The 15,780-nt window shown below is 62.3% G+C and carries 12 protein-coding genes; 1 reads left to right on the top strand and 11 read right to left on the bottom strand.

The genetic code is table 11. The features are described from left to right. Positions 1 to 93: 93 nt before the first annotated feature. From LDN90_RS10545 to LDN90_RS10510, 8 genes are all read right to left on the bottom strand, one after another. On the bottom strand, positions 94 to 1,062 hold the full coding sequence (locus LDN90_RS10545; RefSeq protein ID WP_223949010.1) for a sugar ABC transporter substrate-binding protein: 969 nt from the start codon (positions 1,060 to 1,062) through the stop codon (positions 94 to 96). 55 nt (positions 1,063 to 1,117) lie between these two features. After that, a complete protein-coding gene (locus tag LDN90_RS10540; RefSeq protein ID WP_223949009.1) occupies positions 1,118 to 2,116 on the bottom strand; it encodes an ABC transporter permease in 999 nt (332 codons plus the stop codon). Continuing rightward, positions 2,113 to 2,997 carry an ATP-binding cassette domain-containing protein gene (locus LDN90_RS10535; RefSeq protein WP_223949008.1) on the bottom strand — a complete coding sequence of 295 codons (885 nt, stop codon included), beginning with the start codon at positions 2,995 to 2,997 and terminating at the stop codon, positions 2,113 to 2,115. Before LDN90_RS10535 ends, LDN90_RS10540 begins: the two co-directional genes overlap by 4 nt. A gap of 314 nt (positions 2,998 to 3,311) precedes the next feature. Continuing rightward, a complete protein-coding gene (locus LDN90_RS10530; RefSeq protein WP_223949007.1) occupies positions 3,312 to 4,322 on the bottom strand; it encodes a Gfo/Idh/MocA family oxidoreductase in 1,011 nt (336 codons plus the stop codon). 25 nt (positions 4,323 to 4,347) lie between these two features. Then, positions 4,348 to 5,808, bottom strand: coding sequence for an APC family permease (locus LDN90_RS10525; protein ID WP_223949006.1), 1,461 nt, complete (start codon positions 5,806 to 5,808; stop codon positions 4,348 to 4,350). A gap of 32 nt (positions 5,809 to 5,840) precedes the next feature. Beyond that, on the bottom strand, positions 5,841 to 6,854 hold the full coding sequence (locus LDN90_RS10520; RefSeq protein ID WP_223949005.1) for a D-2-hydroxyacid dehydrogenase: 1,014 nt from the start codon (positions 6,852 to 6,854) through the stop codon (positions 5,841 to 5,843). Positions 6,855 to 6,923: 69 nt separating this feature from the next. After that, positions 6,924 to 8,684: an IlvD/Edd family dehydratase gene (locus tag LDN90_RS10515; RefSeq protein WP_223949004.1), complete on the bottom strand. Its 1,761-nt coding sequence runs from the start codon at positions 8,682 to 8,684 to the stop codon at positions 6,924 to 6,926. 53 nt (positions 8,685 to 8,737) lie between these two features. Continuing rightward, positions 8,738 to 9,505: an SDR family NAD(P)-dependent oxidoreductase gene (locus LDN90_RS10510; protein ID WP_223949003.1), complete on the bottom strand. Its 768-nt coding sequence runs from the start codon at positions 9,503 to 9,505 to the stop codon at positions 8,738 to 8,740. Between the two features lie 190 nt (positions 9,506 to 9,695). Between LDN90_RS10510 and LDN90_RS10505 the strand changes: the two genes are divergently transcribed. Next, positions 9,696 to 10,880, top strand: coding sequence for a Gfo/Idh/MocA family oxidoreductase (locus tag LDN90_RS10505; RefSeq protein WP_223949002.1), 1,185 nt, complete (start codon positions 9,696 to 9,698; stop codon positions 10,878 to 10,880). 75 nt (positions 10,881 to 10,955) lie between these two features. On the opposite strand, the gene LDN90_RS10500 is transcribed toward LDN90_RS10505, so the two are convergent. The 3 genes from LDN90_RS10500 to LDN90_RS10490 form a co-directional block, all read right to left on the bottom strand. Continuing rightward, positions 10,956 to 12,311, bottom strand: a complete 1,356-nt coding sequence (locus LDN90_RS10500) for an aldehyde dehydrogenase family protein (RefSeq protein ID WP_223949001.1) — start codon at positions 12,309 to 12,311, stop codon at positions 10,956 to 10,958. A 92-nt stretch (positions 12,312 to 12,403) separates the two neighbouring features. Next, a complete protein-coding gene (gene iolD, locus LDN90_RS10495) occupies positions 12,404 to 14,365 on the bottom strand; it encodes a 3D-(3,5/4)-trihydroxycyclohexane-1,2-dione acylhydrolase (decyclizing) (protein ID WP_223949000.1) in 1,962 nt (653 codons plus the stop codon). 186 nt (positions 14,366 to 14,551) lie between these two features. Next, entirely contained in the window at positions 14,552 to 15,685 is a 1,134-nt protein-coding gene (locus LDN90_RS10490; protein WP_223948999.1) for a Gfo/Idh/MocA family oxidoreductase, read from the bottom strand. Positions 15,686 to 15,780: the final 95 nt, after the last annotated feature.

Here is a 15,780-nt window from a genome sequence, read left to right as displayed (position 1 = left end):
GCAGGTGTCCACGCTGCCGTAGTGTGCCAAAACAGAACGGGCACAGTGGAAGGATCCACTGTGCCCGTTACCGCGTCCCTGTCCTGAAGGGAGCTACTTCAGGAACTCGGACAGGTTGTCCTTGGTGATGAGCGTGAACGGCAGCGTGTAGCGGTTGTCCACGTTTGCGCCGTTCAGGAAGTCGGTCACTACCTCAACGGCCTTGACGCCCTGACCCGCGGAGTCCTGGCGGACCGTTGCGGACATGGTGCCCGCCTTGATGTCCTGCAACGCGGGATCGGTACCGTCGACGCCAACCACTGCCTTGAACTCCGCGGTGCGTCCCGCATCGGCAATGGCGGAAGCCGCACCGATGGCCATTTCGTCGTTGTTGGCCACAACCGCGTCAATCTGGCCGGACGGGAAGCGCTGAAGGGTGTCCTCCATGTTGCGCTTGGCGTCATCCCGGCTGCCCTTGGCCTGGAATTCGGCTACGATCTTGAAGTTCTTATTGATGGTCTTGTCGAAGCCGGACTTGCGGCGGTCGGTCCAGGATGCACCGTAGATACCTGCTGCGAACACGAGGTTGCCGCCGTTGGGCATCAGCTTGTTGAGGTATTCGGCCTGCATCTGGCCGGCCACGGTGTCATCCACGCCGATGTAGCTCTTGTAGCCGACGTTCGATCCGTCGGCGAACTCGGTGGACAGGATGAACAGCGGAATGTTGGCCGCAATGACCCGCTTGGCCGCGTTCTGGCTGGCATCGCCGTCCAGCGGCTGCATGATGACCGCGTCCACCTGGCGGGTGAGGAGGTCCTCAACCTGGTTCAGTTCGCTGCCAACGTCCTTCTTGGAGTCGGTGATGTTGAGCTTGACGCCCTTTTCCTCCGCCGTCTTCTTCATGGCGTCGGTCATGTGGGCCAGGTCAGGATCTTGCAGGTCAAGGACCACAACGCCGATGTTGTAGGTCTTGGCCGCCCCTCCGCTGCTGCTTGCGTTGCTGCTGCCGGCACACCCGGTGAGGGTGAGTGCCCCCGCTGCCATCATTGCGACCGCCGCAGCGATCTTACGTCGCATACCCATGGTTGTTCCTTTCAGTGGTTTTGTCTGTGCGTTGGGAGATTGTTGCTGCTGTGGGTCAGTCGGACTTCCAGCGGTTCAGCAGGACGGCGAGGACCAGGATCACGCCCTGTACGCCTTGCTGGAAGTAGGAGGAAACGCCCATCAGGTTCATGCCGTTCATCACCACGCCCAGCAGGAGCACGCCAATGACGGTTCCGCGGATGGTGCCGACGCCACCAAAGAGGCTCGTTCCTCCAATGACGACGGCGGCAATCACCTGGAGTTCGTAACCGGTACCGGCCACCGGTGCGGCGCCGTCCAGACGCGCGGTGAGGACGAGGCCGCCAAGGGCGGCAGTGACGCCACCAATGAGGTAGACGGTGAACAGTACGCGGCTGGTGGAGATGCCGACCTTCTTGGCCGATTCCTCGTTGCCACCTACGGCGTAGACATGGGAGCCGAATTTGGTTCGGCTCAGCACGAACTCGCAGATGATGGCGGCCACCAGGAAGATGATCACTGGGACCGGGATAGGCCCAATGAAGCCGGATCCCAGCCACTCGGCCGGTCCGCTCAGGCCGGAGACAACCTGCCCGTCTGTAATCACCAATGCTGCAGTGCGGGCTATGGCCATGGTGGCCAACGTGGCCAGGAAGGGAAGGATGGCTCCCCAGACAACCATTGCCGCGCTCAGGAAACCGACCAACAGTCCGACGCCAAGCCCGGCGATCAGCGGGAGCCAGAAGGCGCCGCCGCTGGCAGGAGCGAGCAGGGCGAACGTCATGCCGGCCAGACCGACTACGGAGCCCACGGACAGGTCGATGCCTGCCGTGATCATGATGAAGGTCATTCCCAGCGCGATCAGCCCGATGATGGAGGATTGCCTGACGACGTTCACGATGTTGTTAAGGGTCAGGAAGTTCGGTGCTGCCGCGGCGAGGAAGACGAGGATCACCACGAACAGGATGATGATTCCGTAATCCCCAATGAAGCGCTTGACCTTGGTGGCGGTCATGCCTTCCTTGAGATCGGCGGGGCCCAGTTTGGTCTTCAGATTGTCCATGGTGATACTCATGAGTCGCTCCCGTTCGTCGTACCGCGCGCGGCCAGGGCATCAACGGTTTCCATTGATGAAGTGCTTCCGATCCTGCGGCGTTCCTCAGGGATGCCGCTGCCGGTGTCCACGTAGTCGTCCAGAGTGCCGTGGGAAATCAGGTGGGCCACTTGGGCTTCGGAAACCTCGCCAACGCGGAACCGCCCCACCACTTGCCCTTGGCGCATGACGGCAAAGCGGTCTGCCACTGCGAAGGCTTCGTCGAGGCGGTGTGTGATGATGATTACCGCGATGCCCAGGTCCTTGAGGCGCTGGGTTACTTCGATGAGCTTGTCCACCTTGGCCACAGACAGGTTCGCGGTGGGCTCGTCCATGATGATCAGGCGTGCATCGAAGGCAAGCGCGCGTCCGATCGCGACGGCCTGCCGCTGGCCACCGGAGAGTCGCTTGACCTTCAGGCGCGGGTTGATGGGGATGTCCAAGCGTTCCAGTACCCGTTTGGTCTCGGATTCCATCTTCTTCCTGTCGATGATCCTCAACAGCGGACCCAGGATGTTCTTCTGCGGCTCCCGCCCCAGGAAGATATTGGTCCGGACGTCGAGGTTGTCTGCCAAGGCAAAATCCTGGTAGACCATCTCGACGCCTTGGTCACGGGAAGCGGAAGGCGTCGGGAACTCGGTCCGCTTCCCGTCCAACTCAATCGAGCCGCGGTCTGGCTGGTAAACGCCCGTTAGCACTTTCATGAGCGTTGACTTGCCGGCGGCGTTGTCTCCAAGAAGTGCGAAGGTTTCGCCGGGCATGACATCGATGCTGACTCCGCGCAAAGCGGACACCGCCCCGAATGTCTTGTGTATGTCCTTGAGGGCGACAAGTGGAGCTGTCGCCGGTGGTGCGTCGGTCATCTCATCCTCGTTTGATAGGGCCATGCAAATGAACCGGTGAAACACCTTTGGCGATGGACCATCAAACAACGTTGTTTGATTTTGCAGAATCCGGGGTAATTCAAGGAAAGCCCCATAACTGCGTGACCTTCGCCACACTGTTTCACTTACTTGAACTTTGACGGATTGGATAACCGGACATGTGTGCCACTTTGGAACACGGGCCCTGCCAAAATTGTTGCCGCGGGAAACAATTCCTCGCTTTAAAAGACAAAGCCCGGTCCGGGCACGGATTGTTGCGAAAGAATCCGTGCCCAAACCGGGCAGTTCAAGGGTCAGGCCGCGAGGTCTACGGCTATCGCGGCACCGGTCCGGGCGGACTTCTCCGCGGCATCAGCGAGGATCAAAGCCGCACGGCCGTCCTCGAAACCAGGACTCCGCGAGGGAAGCCCGCGGACAGCGCGCAGGAACTCTGCCACCTCAAGCCGGTACGCCTCCGCATAGCGCTCCAGGAAGAAGCTCTGGTACGGCCCCATCCCCTCCACCGTCCTGGCGCCCCAGTGCCGGACCAGGCTGTCGTTCTTGTTGGCCACCTGAAGCAAGCCCGCGGATCCGAAGGCCTCGATGCGCTGGTCATAGCCATATACGGAATGCCGCGAGTTGAGGATGGTCACGAGTTCATCCTTGGACCCCCGAAGCGTGACCACAATCGAATCGAAGTCATCGGCCTCGCGGATCGCGTCGCTGAAGACGTTCGCGCCCCTGGCCGAGACCTCCACGATGTCCGGGATGAAGTAGCGGGCCGTGTCCAAGTCATGGATAGTCATGTCCCGGAAGATCCCACCGGACTGCGGCAGGTACGCTGCGGGAGGCTCCCCCGGGTCCCGACTGGTGATGACCAACTGTTCCAAGGCACCGATCTCGCCGGCCCCCACACGCCGCCTGAGTTCCACGAAGTGCCTGTCGAAGCGCTTGTTGAAGCCCAAAGCAATCGGGACATCCGCAGCAGCCGCCTTGGCCCGGAGCGCATCGACCCGCCCAATCTCCAGGTCGATGGGCTTCTCGCACAGCACTGGGATGCCGGCGTCGATCGACTGTTCGATCAGGTCCACGTGGGTGGCCGTTGGCGAAGCCACAATGACGGCATCGACTTCCCCGGAAGCAAACACTTCCCCGGGATCGTCGCTCACGCGGCCTCCGAACTCGGCGGCTGTTCGCTTGGCACCCTCAATGAAGGGATCGCACACCCAAGCCAACGTTGCTTCTTCCAGTGTCGCCAAGCTCATGGCATGCACTTGACCGATCCTGCCGGTCCCGAACAGGCCAACCCTGATCTGTTGCGTCATTGCAGGTCTCCAGATGTTGAAATGTCTATTGCTCGATTTTTTGCCGGCCCAGGCGTGCATAAACTTCCGGACGCTTTGAACGCAGGACGTATGCGTAGATAATTCCGCCAATGAACAGCGCGAAAGTAAAGGTCATGAAAATAGCCGTCATCAGGGCGGAACCGCCGATCAGTTCCGGATAATTCGCAATAGCCAAGTAGGTGATCAAGCCGAGGAAGATCACGCTGACGATCGGCGCCACGATCGTCTTCCACACCGATTCCGGGGCGAAACTGCGGCGGCGTACAAAGTAGACCAGCACAGCAAAGCTCGTGATGAACATCAACAGCAGGACCGAGAAAGTACCGCTTCCGCTCGCGATCGGATAGAGGGCCTCGGGAGCAACGCCCAGCAAGGTGAACACCACGGTGGCCACCGCCCAGAGGAGCCCCACTCCCATTGCTGAAACATAGGGGGACTTGTGGCGAGGGTGCACCCGGCCCAGGGCCTTCGGAAGCGCCCCATCGGCGGCAAGCGAAAAGCTGTACCGCGCAGCGATGTTCTGGATGGACAGCATGGAAGCCAGGATGGACGTGATGAGCAGGACAACCCCGACGTCCGCAAAGATCTTGCCAACCAACACGGTTGAGCCGTCGTTGAACAGGTTTACCGTGTTGGCCTTGGCCTCTTCCTGGACGTTGTCAGCACCAAGGAACGCCGTATAGGCCCAGGCAGCCACCGCGTAGAACAAGCCGATGCCAACCACTGCCAGGTAGGTTGCCCGGGGAATCGTCCGGTCCGGATTCTTAACCTCGTCGCGGTAGATGACCGTTGCTTCGAAGCCGAAGAAGTTGCCAACTGCAAACAGCAGCGCAAGGCCCAATCCGGCGTCGGTGATCCACGGCATGGAGAAGCCGACGCCTTGGGACACATCACCTGAGGCAAACGCCGCAACATCGAAGACGATGACCACGGTGGACTCGAGCAGCATGACAACCGTTAGCACCTTCGCGGAAAGGTCGATCCGGTTGTAGGCCAGGAGTGTTGTGATGCCAATGATGCCCAGTCCGTACCAGTACCACGGGATATCCGGACCACCGAGGGTATTGACCACGAAGCTCTGCAGCGTCAGGGCGAACAGTGACGGCGCAAAGAAACCGATGAAGATGTATCCCACGAGCGCCAGGAGGGCGCCACCCAAGCCCGCAGGCTTGCCGAGACCGGCCGTGACGAAGGAGTAAAAGCCGCCGGGAGCCTCGACGCTCCTGCTCATCTTGACGAATCCCACCGAGAAGATCAGGAGCATCAGCGTCACCAGGAGGTAGATTCCCGGAGCAGTGTGGCCGCTGAAGAGGAGCATCACGGGCAGGGTGCCCGCGACTGTGGTCAGCGGGGAGGAAAAGGCGAGCACGTTCATCACGAGCTCGCCCACCCCCATATTTCCGCTGAGCTTGTTTTCCTGGGTTTGGGTAGGCGTTATCGGCTTGCCTTTTATTGAGCTAGACATGTAATCCTCGTCACGAAATTTAGAGTGCTGAATCACACTACCGACGCGGATTGTGGGAGTACTGTACCAGCTTGAGACAGCCCTTTTGGAGCAGTTCCGCCGAGCTTTTTCAGGTCCACCACGTCGCCCAGCGGCTGTCCTGTCTTCCACTGCCGCAGGTTCTTCGCAAAGCAGTCCACCACACGTCCGCGCCACCCGATCAGATCCCCGGAGGCATGAGGGGAGACCAGGATGTTCTTGCGGCTCCACAGGGGATTTTCGGCCGCCAAGGGCTCGTTCTCAAATACATCCAAAGCTGCAGCACCCAAGTGCCCTGCGTCGATCGCATCGAGGAGGTCCTGCTCCACCACCACGGCCCCGCGGCCCACGTTGACCAAGCGGGCACCGGTACGCATCTTGTCGAACCGGTCAGCGTTGAACAGGCCACGGGTCTCCTCCGTGAGGGGAACAGTCAGCACCACGTCCTGCGCCTCTCCAAGGAGCGCATCCAGCTCATCGAAGGAGGCGATGGCGCCCAACTGCTTGTCCTCGCGGGCGGTCCGGCCCACCACTGAGACATCCATGCCCGCCGCGCGCAGCAGCAATACAGTTTCGCGTCCCACCGGTCCCGGGCCGACCACCAGCACCTTGCGGCCCAGCAACGGCTCGGTCTCACGGTGCTGCCATGTCCGCGCCTGCTGCAGCTCGATCGTGCGGCGGAGGTCCTTGGTGAACATCAGCAGCACGCCCAGGACCCACTCAGCGATGGGACGCTCGCATACCCCACGGGAGTTGCTGACCACGATGTCGCTGTTGATGATCTCCTCGGTCATGAGGCTGTCGACGCCGATGCTGGAAGTGTGGATCCAGCGGAGGCCACCGGGGCCCACTTCACGCAGGAGCGTGGTCCGGAAATCGTTGAGGAACAGGATCTCCGTTCCCGGCAGCGCCGCCCGGAACTCGTCTGCGGTCCGGACCACCACCACCTCCGCTTCGGCATCCAGACGTTCCACGGGAGGTGCCGGGCGGCCCTCCTGGACGATGACAATCACTTTAGGTCGTGACACATTTTCTCCTTTCAAGGGGCGCTCCCGCAGAAGCGCCCCTAAAAACTCGTGCTTAGTACCGGTGGCGGCCTACCAGCCGCCTTGCCAACCGCTCATCAGTCCGTACGGCAGCCGTTGCGGCTCTTCACCCGGCAAACCCTTGAGGAAGTCGAAGTCGCAGCCCTCATGTGCCTGGTTGACGTGGTCGACGAAGAGGCGTCCGTAGCCGCGCCGGTATTTCGGCTCGGGGAGCTTGAGCTCGGCCAATCGGGCCTCGATCTCTTCGGCTGGGACATCCAGGTCGAGCCGCTGGTTCTCGACGTCGAGCACTATCGGATCGCCGTCCCGGACAATGGCCAGCGGGCCACCCACCGCAGACTCCGGCGAAACATGCAGAACTGTGGTGCCGAAGGCCGTGCCACTCATTCGCGCATCGGAGATCCGGACAATGTCCCGGATGCCCCGGCGCAGCAGCCTCTCCGGAATGGGAAGCATGCCCCACTCGGGCATACCGGGAGCTCCCACCGGCCCGCTGTTGCGCAAGACCAGTACGGAGTCTTCCGTGATATCCAGATCTGGATCATCAATCCTGCGGCCGAGGTCGTAAATGTCCTCGAACACCACCGCCGAACCCTTGTGCTGCAGCAGGTCCATGGACGCTGCGCTTCTCTTGATCACGGCACCGTTGGGTGCCAAGGATCCACGGACGACGGCGATGCCACCTGAAGCGTCGAAGGGCGCTTCGAGCGTGCCGACTACAACGCCATCCGGCTCCGGTGCTGTCTTGTAGCCATCTTCAAGGGACTCACCCGTGACGGTAATTGCGTCCTTGTTCAGGAGTGGAGCCAGCTCCTTAAGTACCGTGGAGATGCCACCTACCTGGAACAGCTGCTGCACCAAGTACTCACCCGATGGGCGGACATTGACGATGCGAGGCGTGCGCTGCGAGATTTCGTGGAACCGATCCAACGGCAGCTCATAACCAACGCGCCTCGCCAGCGCCAGGAGATGCACCACGGCATTGGTGGAACCACCTACAGCCATCAAGAGCGTGATGGCATTATCAAACGCCTCTTTGGTCAATATTTCGCTGGGCTTTGGCCCCTGCGTCAGGGCCATTTCCACTGCCCTGCGTCCTGTGGCTTCGGCTGCTTGGGCGCGGCGCGCGTCCACTGCAGGGATTGAGGCAGTACCCGGCAGGCACATGCCCAGGGCTTCGACGAGGGATGTCATGGTGGAGGCAGTGCCCATCTCGCTGCAGTGTCCGGCAGAAGGTTTCGCGGCGGATTCAAGCTCGTCGAAGTCCGCCTCGGTGATCTTTCCTGCACGCAACTCATCTGCGTACTTCCAGGTGTCCGTGCCAACCCCGAGCTGTTTCCCCCGGAAATGTGCGGGCTCCTGGGGTCCGCCCGTAAGCATGATGGTGGGGACATCCGCACTGGCGGCACCCATAAGCTGCGCCGGGACGGTTTTGTCACAGCCGCCCAGAAGCACGATTGCATCCAGCGGGTAGGCGCGGATGGACTCTTCAACGTCCATGGCCATCAGGTTCCGGAACTGCATGGCAGAGGGCTTCATCAGGCTTTCGCCCAAGGAGATCGTAGGGAACTCCAGCGGCAGCCCGCCGGCCATGAGAACCCCGCGTTTCACGGCGTCGGCCAGCAGTTTGAAGTGGATGTTGCAGTTGACCAGTTCCGACCAGGAGTTTGCGATGCCGATAACTGGCTTGTCTTTGAGGGCGAAGCGTGAGAAACCTTCGGCCTGGATGGCGGTGCGGTGTACGAATCCCGTGAGGTCGTGTGGCGCGAACCATCGTGCGCTGCGGAGGTCGTTGTAATTCGACTCGGACATATCTTTCAAGGCTCCTTGGCTTGTTTGTCTATATGAGGTCTTGGGTGTTGCAGTTACGCGGCGGACGTGCCGCCGTCGAATGCCATGCTGGTGCCGGTGGCGAAGGTGCCGTCAACGGCCAGGAAATAGATGGCTGCTGCCACCTCCTCCGGATCAGCGAGCCGGCTCAGCGGCACGGTGCTTTGCTTCTGCTGCAGGGCCAGGACGGGGTCCGGTTCGGCGTCCAAGCCCGAGCGCAGCATGGGCGTATCTATCGGGCCGGGGCAGACGGCATTGACGCGGACTTGGGGCGCCAGCTCCACGGCAAGCGCCTTGGTAAGCCCCACCACACCGGCCTTGGCTGCGCAGTAATGGGCCAGCCCGGCGACTCCCATGGTTGCGAGGTCCGAGGCAACATTGACGATTGCTCCTCCCCCGGCCCTGCGCAGGTGGAGTCCCGCTTCCCGGGCGACGTAGAACGTACCGGAGAGGTTGGTGTCCAGCACTTCGCGCCAGCGATGCTCGTCCAGATCCTCTAGCGCCGCATAGCCGGCAACGCCCGCGGCATTAACGGCCACGTCCAGTCCGCCGAGGGAGTGGATCGCGCCCCGGACGCCATTCCGGACTGATTCGGCGTCGGCAACGTTGGTGACCACCTGGTGTGCACCGCCGTCGATGTCGTCCGCCACGCGCTGCAGTTCCCCCGCACGCCGGCCAAGCAGGGCTACGCGTGCACCCCGGGCGGCGAACAGTTTCGCGGTCGCTTCCCCGACGCCGGACGTCGCGCCTGTGACGAGCACCCGCAAGGGTTCCGTCCGATTCCACGTGCTGCGGTGCATCATCGTCGACGGGCTCCTCTTTGTTGGCGTTGCTGAACTAGTACGTTCTACTCAAACAGCCGGAGGCCTTCGCTGGATGTCTCAGATTGAGACACAGCCCACACTCCCGGCGTCCATAGGCTGATCCTCAGATGCCGCCTTTCTGTGCGGCACAGCACACCGCCGGAGAACGGCACAAACTAAGGAGTCCACTTTGGAAGACCAGAACCGCATTGGCGTTGGCCTCATCTCGGTGGGTTGGATGGGGCGCCTGCATTCCCGCGCCTACCTCGCCACCAAACAGTTCTTCCCTGAACTGCCGCGCCACCCCGAGCTTGTGATCGCCGCAGACCCCGACGACGCCGGCCGTCACCATGCCGAGGACGCGCTCGGCTACAAGGAAACGGCTACCGACTACCGCAAAGTGCTCGAGAACCCGGACGTCGATGTCGTCTCGATCTGCTCCCCCAACTTTCTGCACCACGAAATCGCCTTGGCAACCATCGAAGCGGGCAAGCACTTCTGGATCGAGAAGCCCATGGGCCGCAGTGCCCAGGAATCCCGCGAGATTGCCCAAGGTGCCGAGGCTGCAGGACTGATCACGTCCGTGGGGTTCAACTACCGGCACGCACCGGCCGTAGCTGAAGCCAGGCGGCTCATCCGCTCCGGCGCGCTGGGCAAAGTGACCAACGTGCAGATCCGCCTGCTCACCGGCTACGCCTCCGACCCGACGCAGGTCTTCACGTGGCGCTACGAGCAGGCACGGGCGGGCTCCGGTGTCCTGGGCGATGTGCTGAGTCACGGTTTTGACCTTGCACAGTTCCTGGTGGGGCGCATCACTTCGCTCAATGCCGTCACAGAAACATTCATCAAGGACCGCCCGCTGCCGGCCGGCAATTCCTCCAACTCCTTCGACATGGGCCAGGCCTCGGATGTCACCCGTGAGGTGGAGAACGAGGACTACACCGCCATGCTGGCCCGCTTCGAGGGCGGCGCGATCGGCATGTTCGAATCCACCCGCGTTGCCATTGGGCCGCACGCCGAATACATCATCGAGGTGTACGGCACGGAGGGCTCGCTGCGCTGGAACTTCGAACGCATGAACCAGCTTGAGCTCGCCACGGACCGCAGCGGTTACCGCACCATCATGACGCCACCGTCCTACGGCGAATTCGGCCGCTTCCAGCCGGGCCCCGGTCCGGGCATCGGCTTCAACGATCTCAAGACCATTGAGGCCGCACTCTTCCTGCGTTCGGTGGCCGAAGGAAAGCAGCTCGGACCCTCCGCCGCCGATGGTTGGTCGGCTTCGGAACTGGTGGATGCCTCCTTGCGCAGCGCCGGTTCCGGGGACTGGGTGGAGATCCCGGAAGTCTCCGGGAAGACCACGTACGGAGCCTGAGACTGAAGACAAAGGGAGGCCGGATCGCGATGATCCGGCCTCCTTTTTGGTGCGCTGATTTTGCTGTGCTGAATCCTACTTGGCGAAGCGGAACAGCTTCTTGTTGGCAAACTCCAACATGCCCACCTTGCCCAGTTCGCGTCCGTAACCTGACTTCTTGACGCCGCCGAATGGCACGTCCGCACCGCTGAGGTCGTAGGCACCCACGAACACCATGCCGACGTCGAGCTGGTTGCCGACGCGCTCGGCGCGCTCAACGTCGTCGCAAATCACCACGGAACCCAGGCCGTACGGCGAGGAATTCGCGAGCTTGATCGCCTCAGCGTCGCTGCTGACCTTGTAGAGCTGCGCAACAGGGCCGAAGAGCTCCTCGCTGTAAACGTCCATGGACGGCGTGATGTTGGTGATCACCGTCGGCGTGAAGACGTTGCCCTGGGGCTCATTGTTACCCACCAGGATCTCGGCGCCCTGGTCCAACGCGCCCTGCACCTGCGAGGCTAGGAATTTGGTGGCCGAATCGGAAGACATCGGCCCGAAATCGCCATTCTCGTAGGACTGTCCGGCGATGGCGGCCTTGAACTTCTCCGAGAACTCGTGGAAGTACTTGTCCAGCACCACGATCCTCTTGGAACCGTTGCACGACTGGCCCGTGTTGCCCATGCGGCCCATCACGGCCTTCTTCACCGCAAGGTCCACGTCGTCCGTGTCCAGGACCAGGAACACGTCGGCGCCGCCAAGCTCCAGCACACACTTCTTCAGCGCGCGCCCCGCCTGCTCAGCCACGATCGCTCCCACCTGTTCGGAGCCCGTTAGTGAGACACCCTGCACGCGGTCGTCGGCAATGATGTTCGAGATCTGCTGATGGGTGGCGAACAGGTTGACGTACGCGCCCTCCGGGAAGCCTGCGTCGCGGAAGAGTTCCTCCAGCGCCAACGCGGATTCCGGGCATTGGCTGGCGTGGCGGACGATCACCGTGTTGCCCAGGATGATGTTCGGAATAGCAAACCGTGCCACCTGGTAGTAGGGGTAGTTCCACGGCATGATGCCCAGGATCACGCCGAGGCCCTGGTACCGGAAGAAGCTCCGGAGCCCGTCGGCGACCTCGAGTTGCTCATCGGCAAGCCATTCTTCGGCGTGCTCGGCGAAAGCAGCGGCGATGGAAGCGGAGAACTCGGCTTCTCCCACTGCCTGCTGCAGCGGCTTGCCCATTTCCCGGTTGATGATGGCGGCCAGCTTGTCCTTGCGCTCGACAAACAGTTCCGCAAGGCGCTTGGCCAAGGCCGCACGTTCGGCGACCGTGGTGGTGCGGGACCACTCCTGGTAAGTCTTCTGTGCTGCGCTGAGCCCGGCTTCCACCTCTGCGTCAGTGGCGGCTGGGTACTCGGCGTGGATGGTGCCGGTGGCTGGATCAGTAACGGCAAATGCGCTCATGATGAATGCTCCTTTGTTACGAAAATCAGAAAGAACGGTAAGCCCGTAAGACGACGGGCGGGACCGCTGCGTAGCGGTCCCGCCCAGTGCGCTTAGCGCGTTTCAGGTGCGGTGGTGGCAGCGTAGAAGCGCTGACGCTCACGGCCCTTGAGGTGCTTGGCGATACCCTCCAGGGTGGCGGGTCGCTGCGAAGTCATCGGAGCTCCAACGTCCCAGAAGGCGCCATTGCCGGAAAGGTAGCGCCACGGCTCAACACGGGCCACGATCACGGCAGGACCTTCGGTTTCCTTCGCTTCGGTGAGGGCGGCCGAGAACTCTTCGATCGTCGTCGTGGACCATGCAGCACAGCCCATGCTGGCTGCGTTGGCGGCGATGTCGAACTCAAGGACCGCCCCGTCCAGTCGACCTGACTCTTTGCTGCGTTCCCGGTACTGGGTGCCGAATTCGCGGCCCGGACCACCCTTGGCAACCTGCAGAGGCCAGATGCACTGGTGTCCGCGGTTGTCGATCACGATCGTGATGATCTTCTTGCGTTCCTGGACGGCCGTGACCAGTTCGGTGGGCTGCATGAAGTAGGTGCCGTCACCGATCAGGACATATACCTCGCCCGGCGCATCGGGACGGGCCAAACGGTAGCCGAGGCCAGCCGGGATCTCATGGCCCATGCAGGAGTTGGCGTATTCAAAGTGAATTTCGGTGCCGTTGGAGGGATCCCATGCCTTGTGGATGCCTTCAACCACGCCGCCGGAGCCCAAAATCAGGGCGTCGTCACTGGTGGTGCGCTGGTTGAGTACGTCAATCACCTGGGCCTGGCTCATCAGTTCGCCGGCAAAATCCTGGAGGTCGTGCTTGCGCACCTCCAGCGTGGCCTTGCGGGCATCTGCGATGTCGCTGCGGAACTCGTCCGACGTCGAGTATCCGACGGCGGCCAGGCGCTCCCGCAGGGCGGCCAGGTTTAGCTTGGCGTCGCCGATCACCGGGAACGAGCCCATCTTGTGGGCGTCGAACGAACCCACGTTGAGGTTCACGAACTTCACGTCCGGGTTCTGGAAGAGCGAGTGGGATGCGGTGATGAAGTCCTGGAGGCGTGAACCCACGGTCACCACCACATCGGCGCCATCTGCGATCTCGTTGGCGCCCACGGTTCCGGTCACACCCAGTGCACCGAGGTTGAGGTCGGTGATGGGTCCGCTGCCCTTGCCTGCGTAGGTCTCTGACACCGGGATGCCGAACTCCGCGCTGAAGCGTGCCAGTTCATCCTGGGCCTTGGAGTAGCGGACACCGCCACCGGAGATCAGCAGGGGACGCTTGGCGTTGCGGATGATTTCGGCGGCGTCGCGCAACTCGTCCTCAACCGCCGGGCGACGGCGGATGTGCCAGACGCGCGGTGTGAAGAAGGACTCGGGGAAGTCGAACTCGGCACCTTGGATATCCTGCGGAAGGCACACCACCACGGCACCGGTTTCCACCGGGTCGGTGAGGACGCGCATGGCCTCCGGGAGCGTGGACAGCAACTGTGCGGGGTGGGTGATCCGGTCGAAGTAGCGGCTGACGGGACGGAAGCAGTCGTTGGCGGAGACATCGCGCTCAACGGGGTGTTCGATCTGCTGCAACACGGGGTCGCCGAACCGGTTGTTGATGATGTCCGCAGGGAACAACAGCACGGGGAGGCGGTTGGTGGTGGCCGTGGCCGCACCGGAGACCATGTTGGTGGATCCCGGGCCGGCGGAGGCCGTGCAGGCCAGGGTGGCGGCACGGTTGGAAGCCTTTGCGAAGCCAATGGCCGCGTGGACCATGGATTGCTCGTTCTTGCCTTGGTAGTGCGGGAAGTCCACGCCGTATTCGTCGATGCCTTGAGCCAGGCCAACGGAGTTGCCGTGGCCAAAGATGCCGTACATGCCGGCGATCAGACGCCGTTTTTCACCATCGAGTTCGCTGTACTGGACTTGCAAATACTCAACGATCGCTTGTGCGACAGTGCGGCGGCGGACGGCCTTTTTATCGGCTGCGATATTGACTTCGGTGCCGATATCAGCAGCGGCTGTGCTAGTCATGCGTTCTCCTAAATTCGTAGGTGCGTCGGCATTTGCAAACCGATTCGCCCGAACATCAGGTTTTCACCTTGGGGAAGCAAAGTTGTGTCCCAGTTTGGGACGCCACCTACCCTCCCCGGACACGAAAAAAACAGCAGCCGACGGCGGCACGCAAGTACCGACGTCGGCTGCTGTTTGGTGGTTGTCTTAGTCGAAGCGGTATGGCTCCTGCGGCCCTACCGATGGCAGCGGCCGGGGACGTTCGCAGGTGCTTTCGATTTCGATGTGCTTGCCCTGCTCCGAGGATGCCTCGAAGGCCAGGAGGACCTCCAGCACGTGGTAGGCGAAGTCGCCGCCCGTCCGGGGTTCCAGGCCGTTGCGGATGGCGTAGCCGAACTCGGCCAGACCGATGCCGCGGTAGGCGTCGTCACGGTGGGTGATCGGAGTTTCGCGCCAGTCGCCACCGCCCGGGGGCGTCATGTCCAGCGCGAGGTCACCCGGCTCGCCGCGGCGCAGCACGGGAGCGCCGGAGAAGTGATCCGGGTTGGGTGCAGCGAGGGATCCTCCGGTGCCGTAGATCTCCAGGTGCGGCAGGTTGTGGTTCCAGATGTCCCAGCTGACGATCACAGTGGCAGCAGCGCCGGACTCGAAGTCGAGGGTGCCCGTGACGTGCGTCGGGGTCTGGATCTGGATGACTTCGCCCTCTTTGCCCGGGCGGGGACGGGTCTCGGACGAACGCGGCGTGGTCGCGGAGACCCGCTTCACCGGGCCGAAGAAGTTCACCAGGTTGGTGATCAAATACGGTCCGATGTCCAGCATGGGGCCAGCCCCGGGGCTGTAAAACGGGTCCACGTTCGGGTGCCAGTGCTCATAGCCCCGGCACGCGAAGGATGCGAAGGCCGCCACCGGCTCGCCGATCCAGCCGTCGTCGATGAGCTTGCGGCTGGTCTGCATGCCGGAACCCAGGAACGTGGTGGGCGCGGAGCCTACTTTGACGCCGGCTTCCCGTGCTGCGTCCAGGATCTGCTTGGCTTCCTCAAGGGATGTTGCGAAGGGCTTCTCGGAGAGGACGTGCTTGCCGGCCGCGATCGCCTGGAGCGTCACTGGTGCATGGAGCTTGGGCGGCGTGAGGTTGAGGACCAACTCCACGTCCTTATCTGCCAGCAGCTCGTCGGGTGTGAGGGCTTTGAGAACGTCGTATTCGGCGGCGCGCTTCCGCACTGCCTCGGGGTTCACATCCGCGAGCGCCACGATGTTGACGTCGGGGTGGACGCCGATCTTGTCCAGGTATTGGTTGAGGACGTTTCCGACGCCGATGATGCCGACTCGAATGGGTTCCATGTGAATCTCCGTTAAATGATTGTTGGAACATCCCGGGGCGAGGATACCCCGCCCCGGGATGGGTTGCGATAGCCCGGTGCTAGTTGCGGTAGCCC

Origin of the sequence: Arthrobacter sp. NtRootA1 (assembly GCF_019976975.1) — a bacterium.
Taxonomy (GTDB): domain Bacteria; phylum Actinomycetota; class Actinomycetes; order Actinomycetales; family Micrococcaceae; genus Arthrobacter; species Arthrobacter aromaticivorans.
This window is presented reverse-complemented; position numbering and strand designations above follow the sequence as displayed.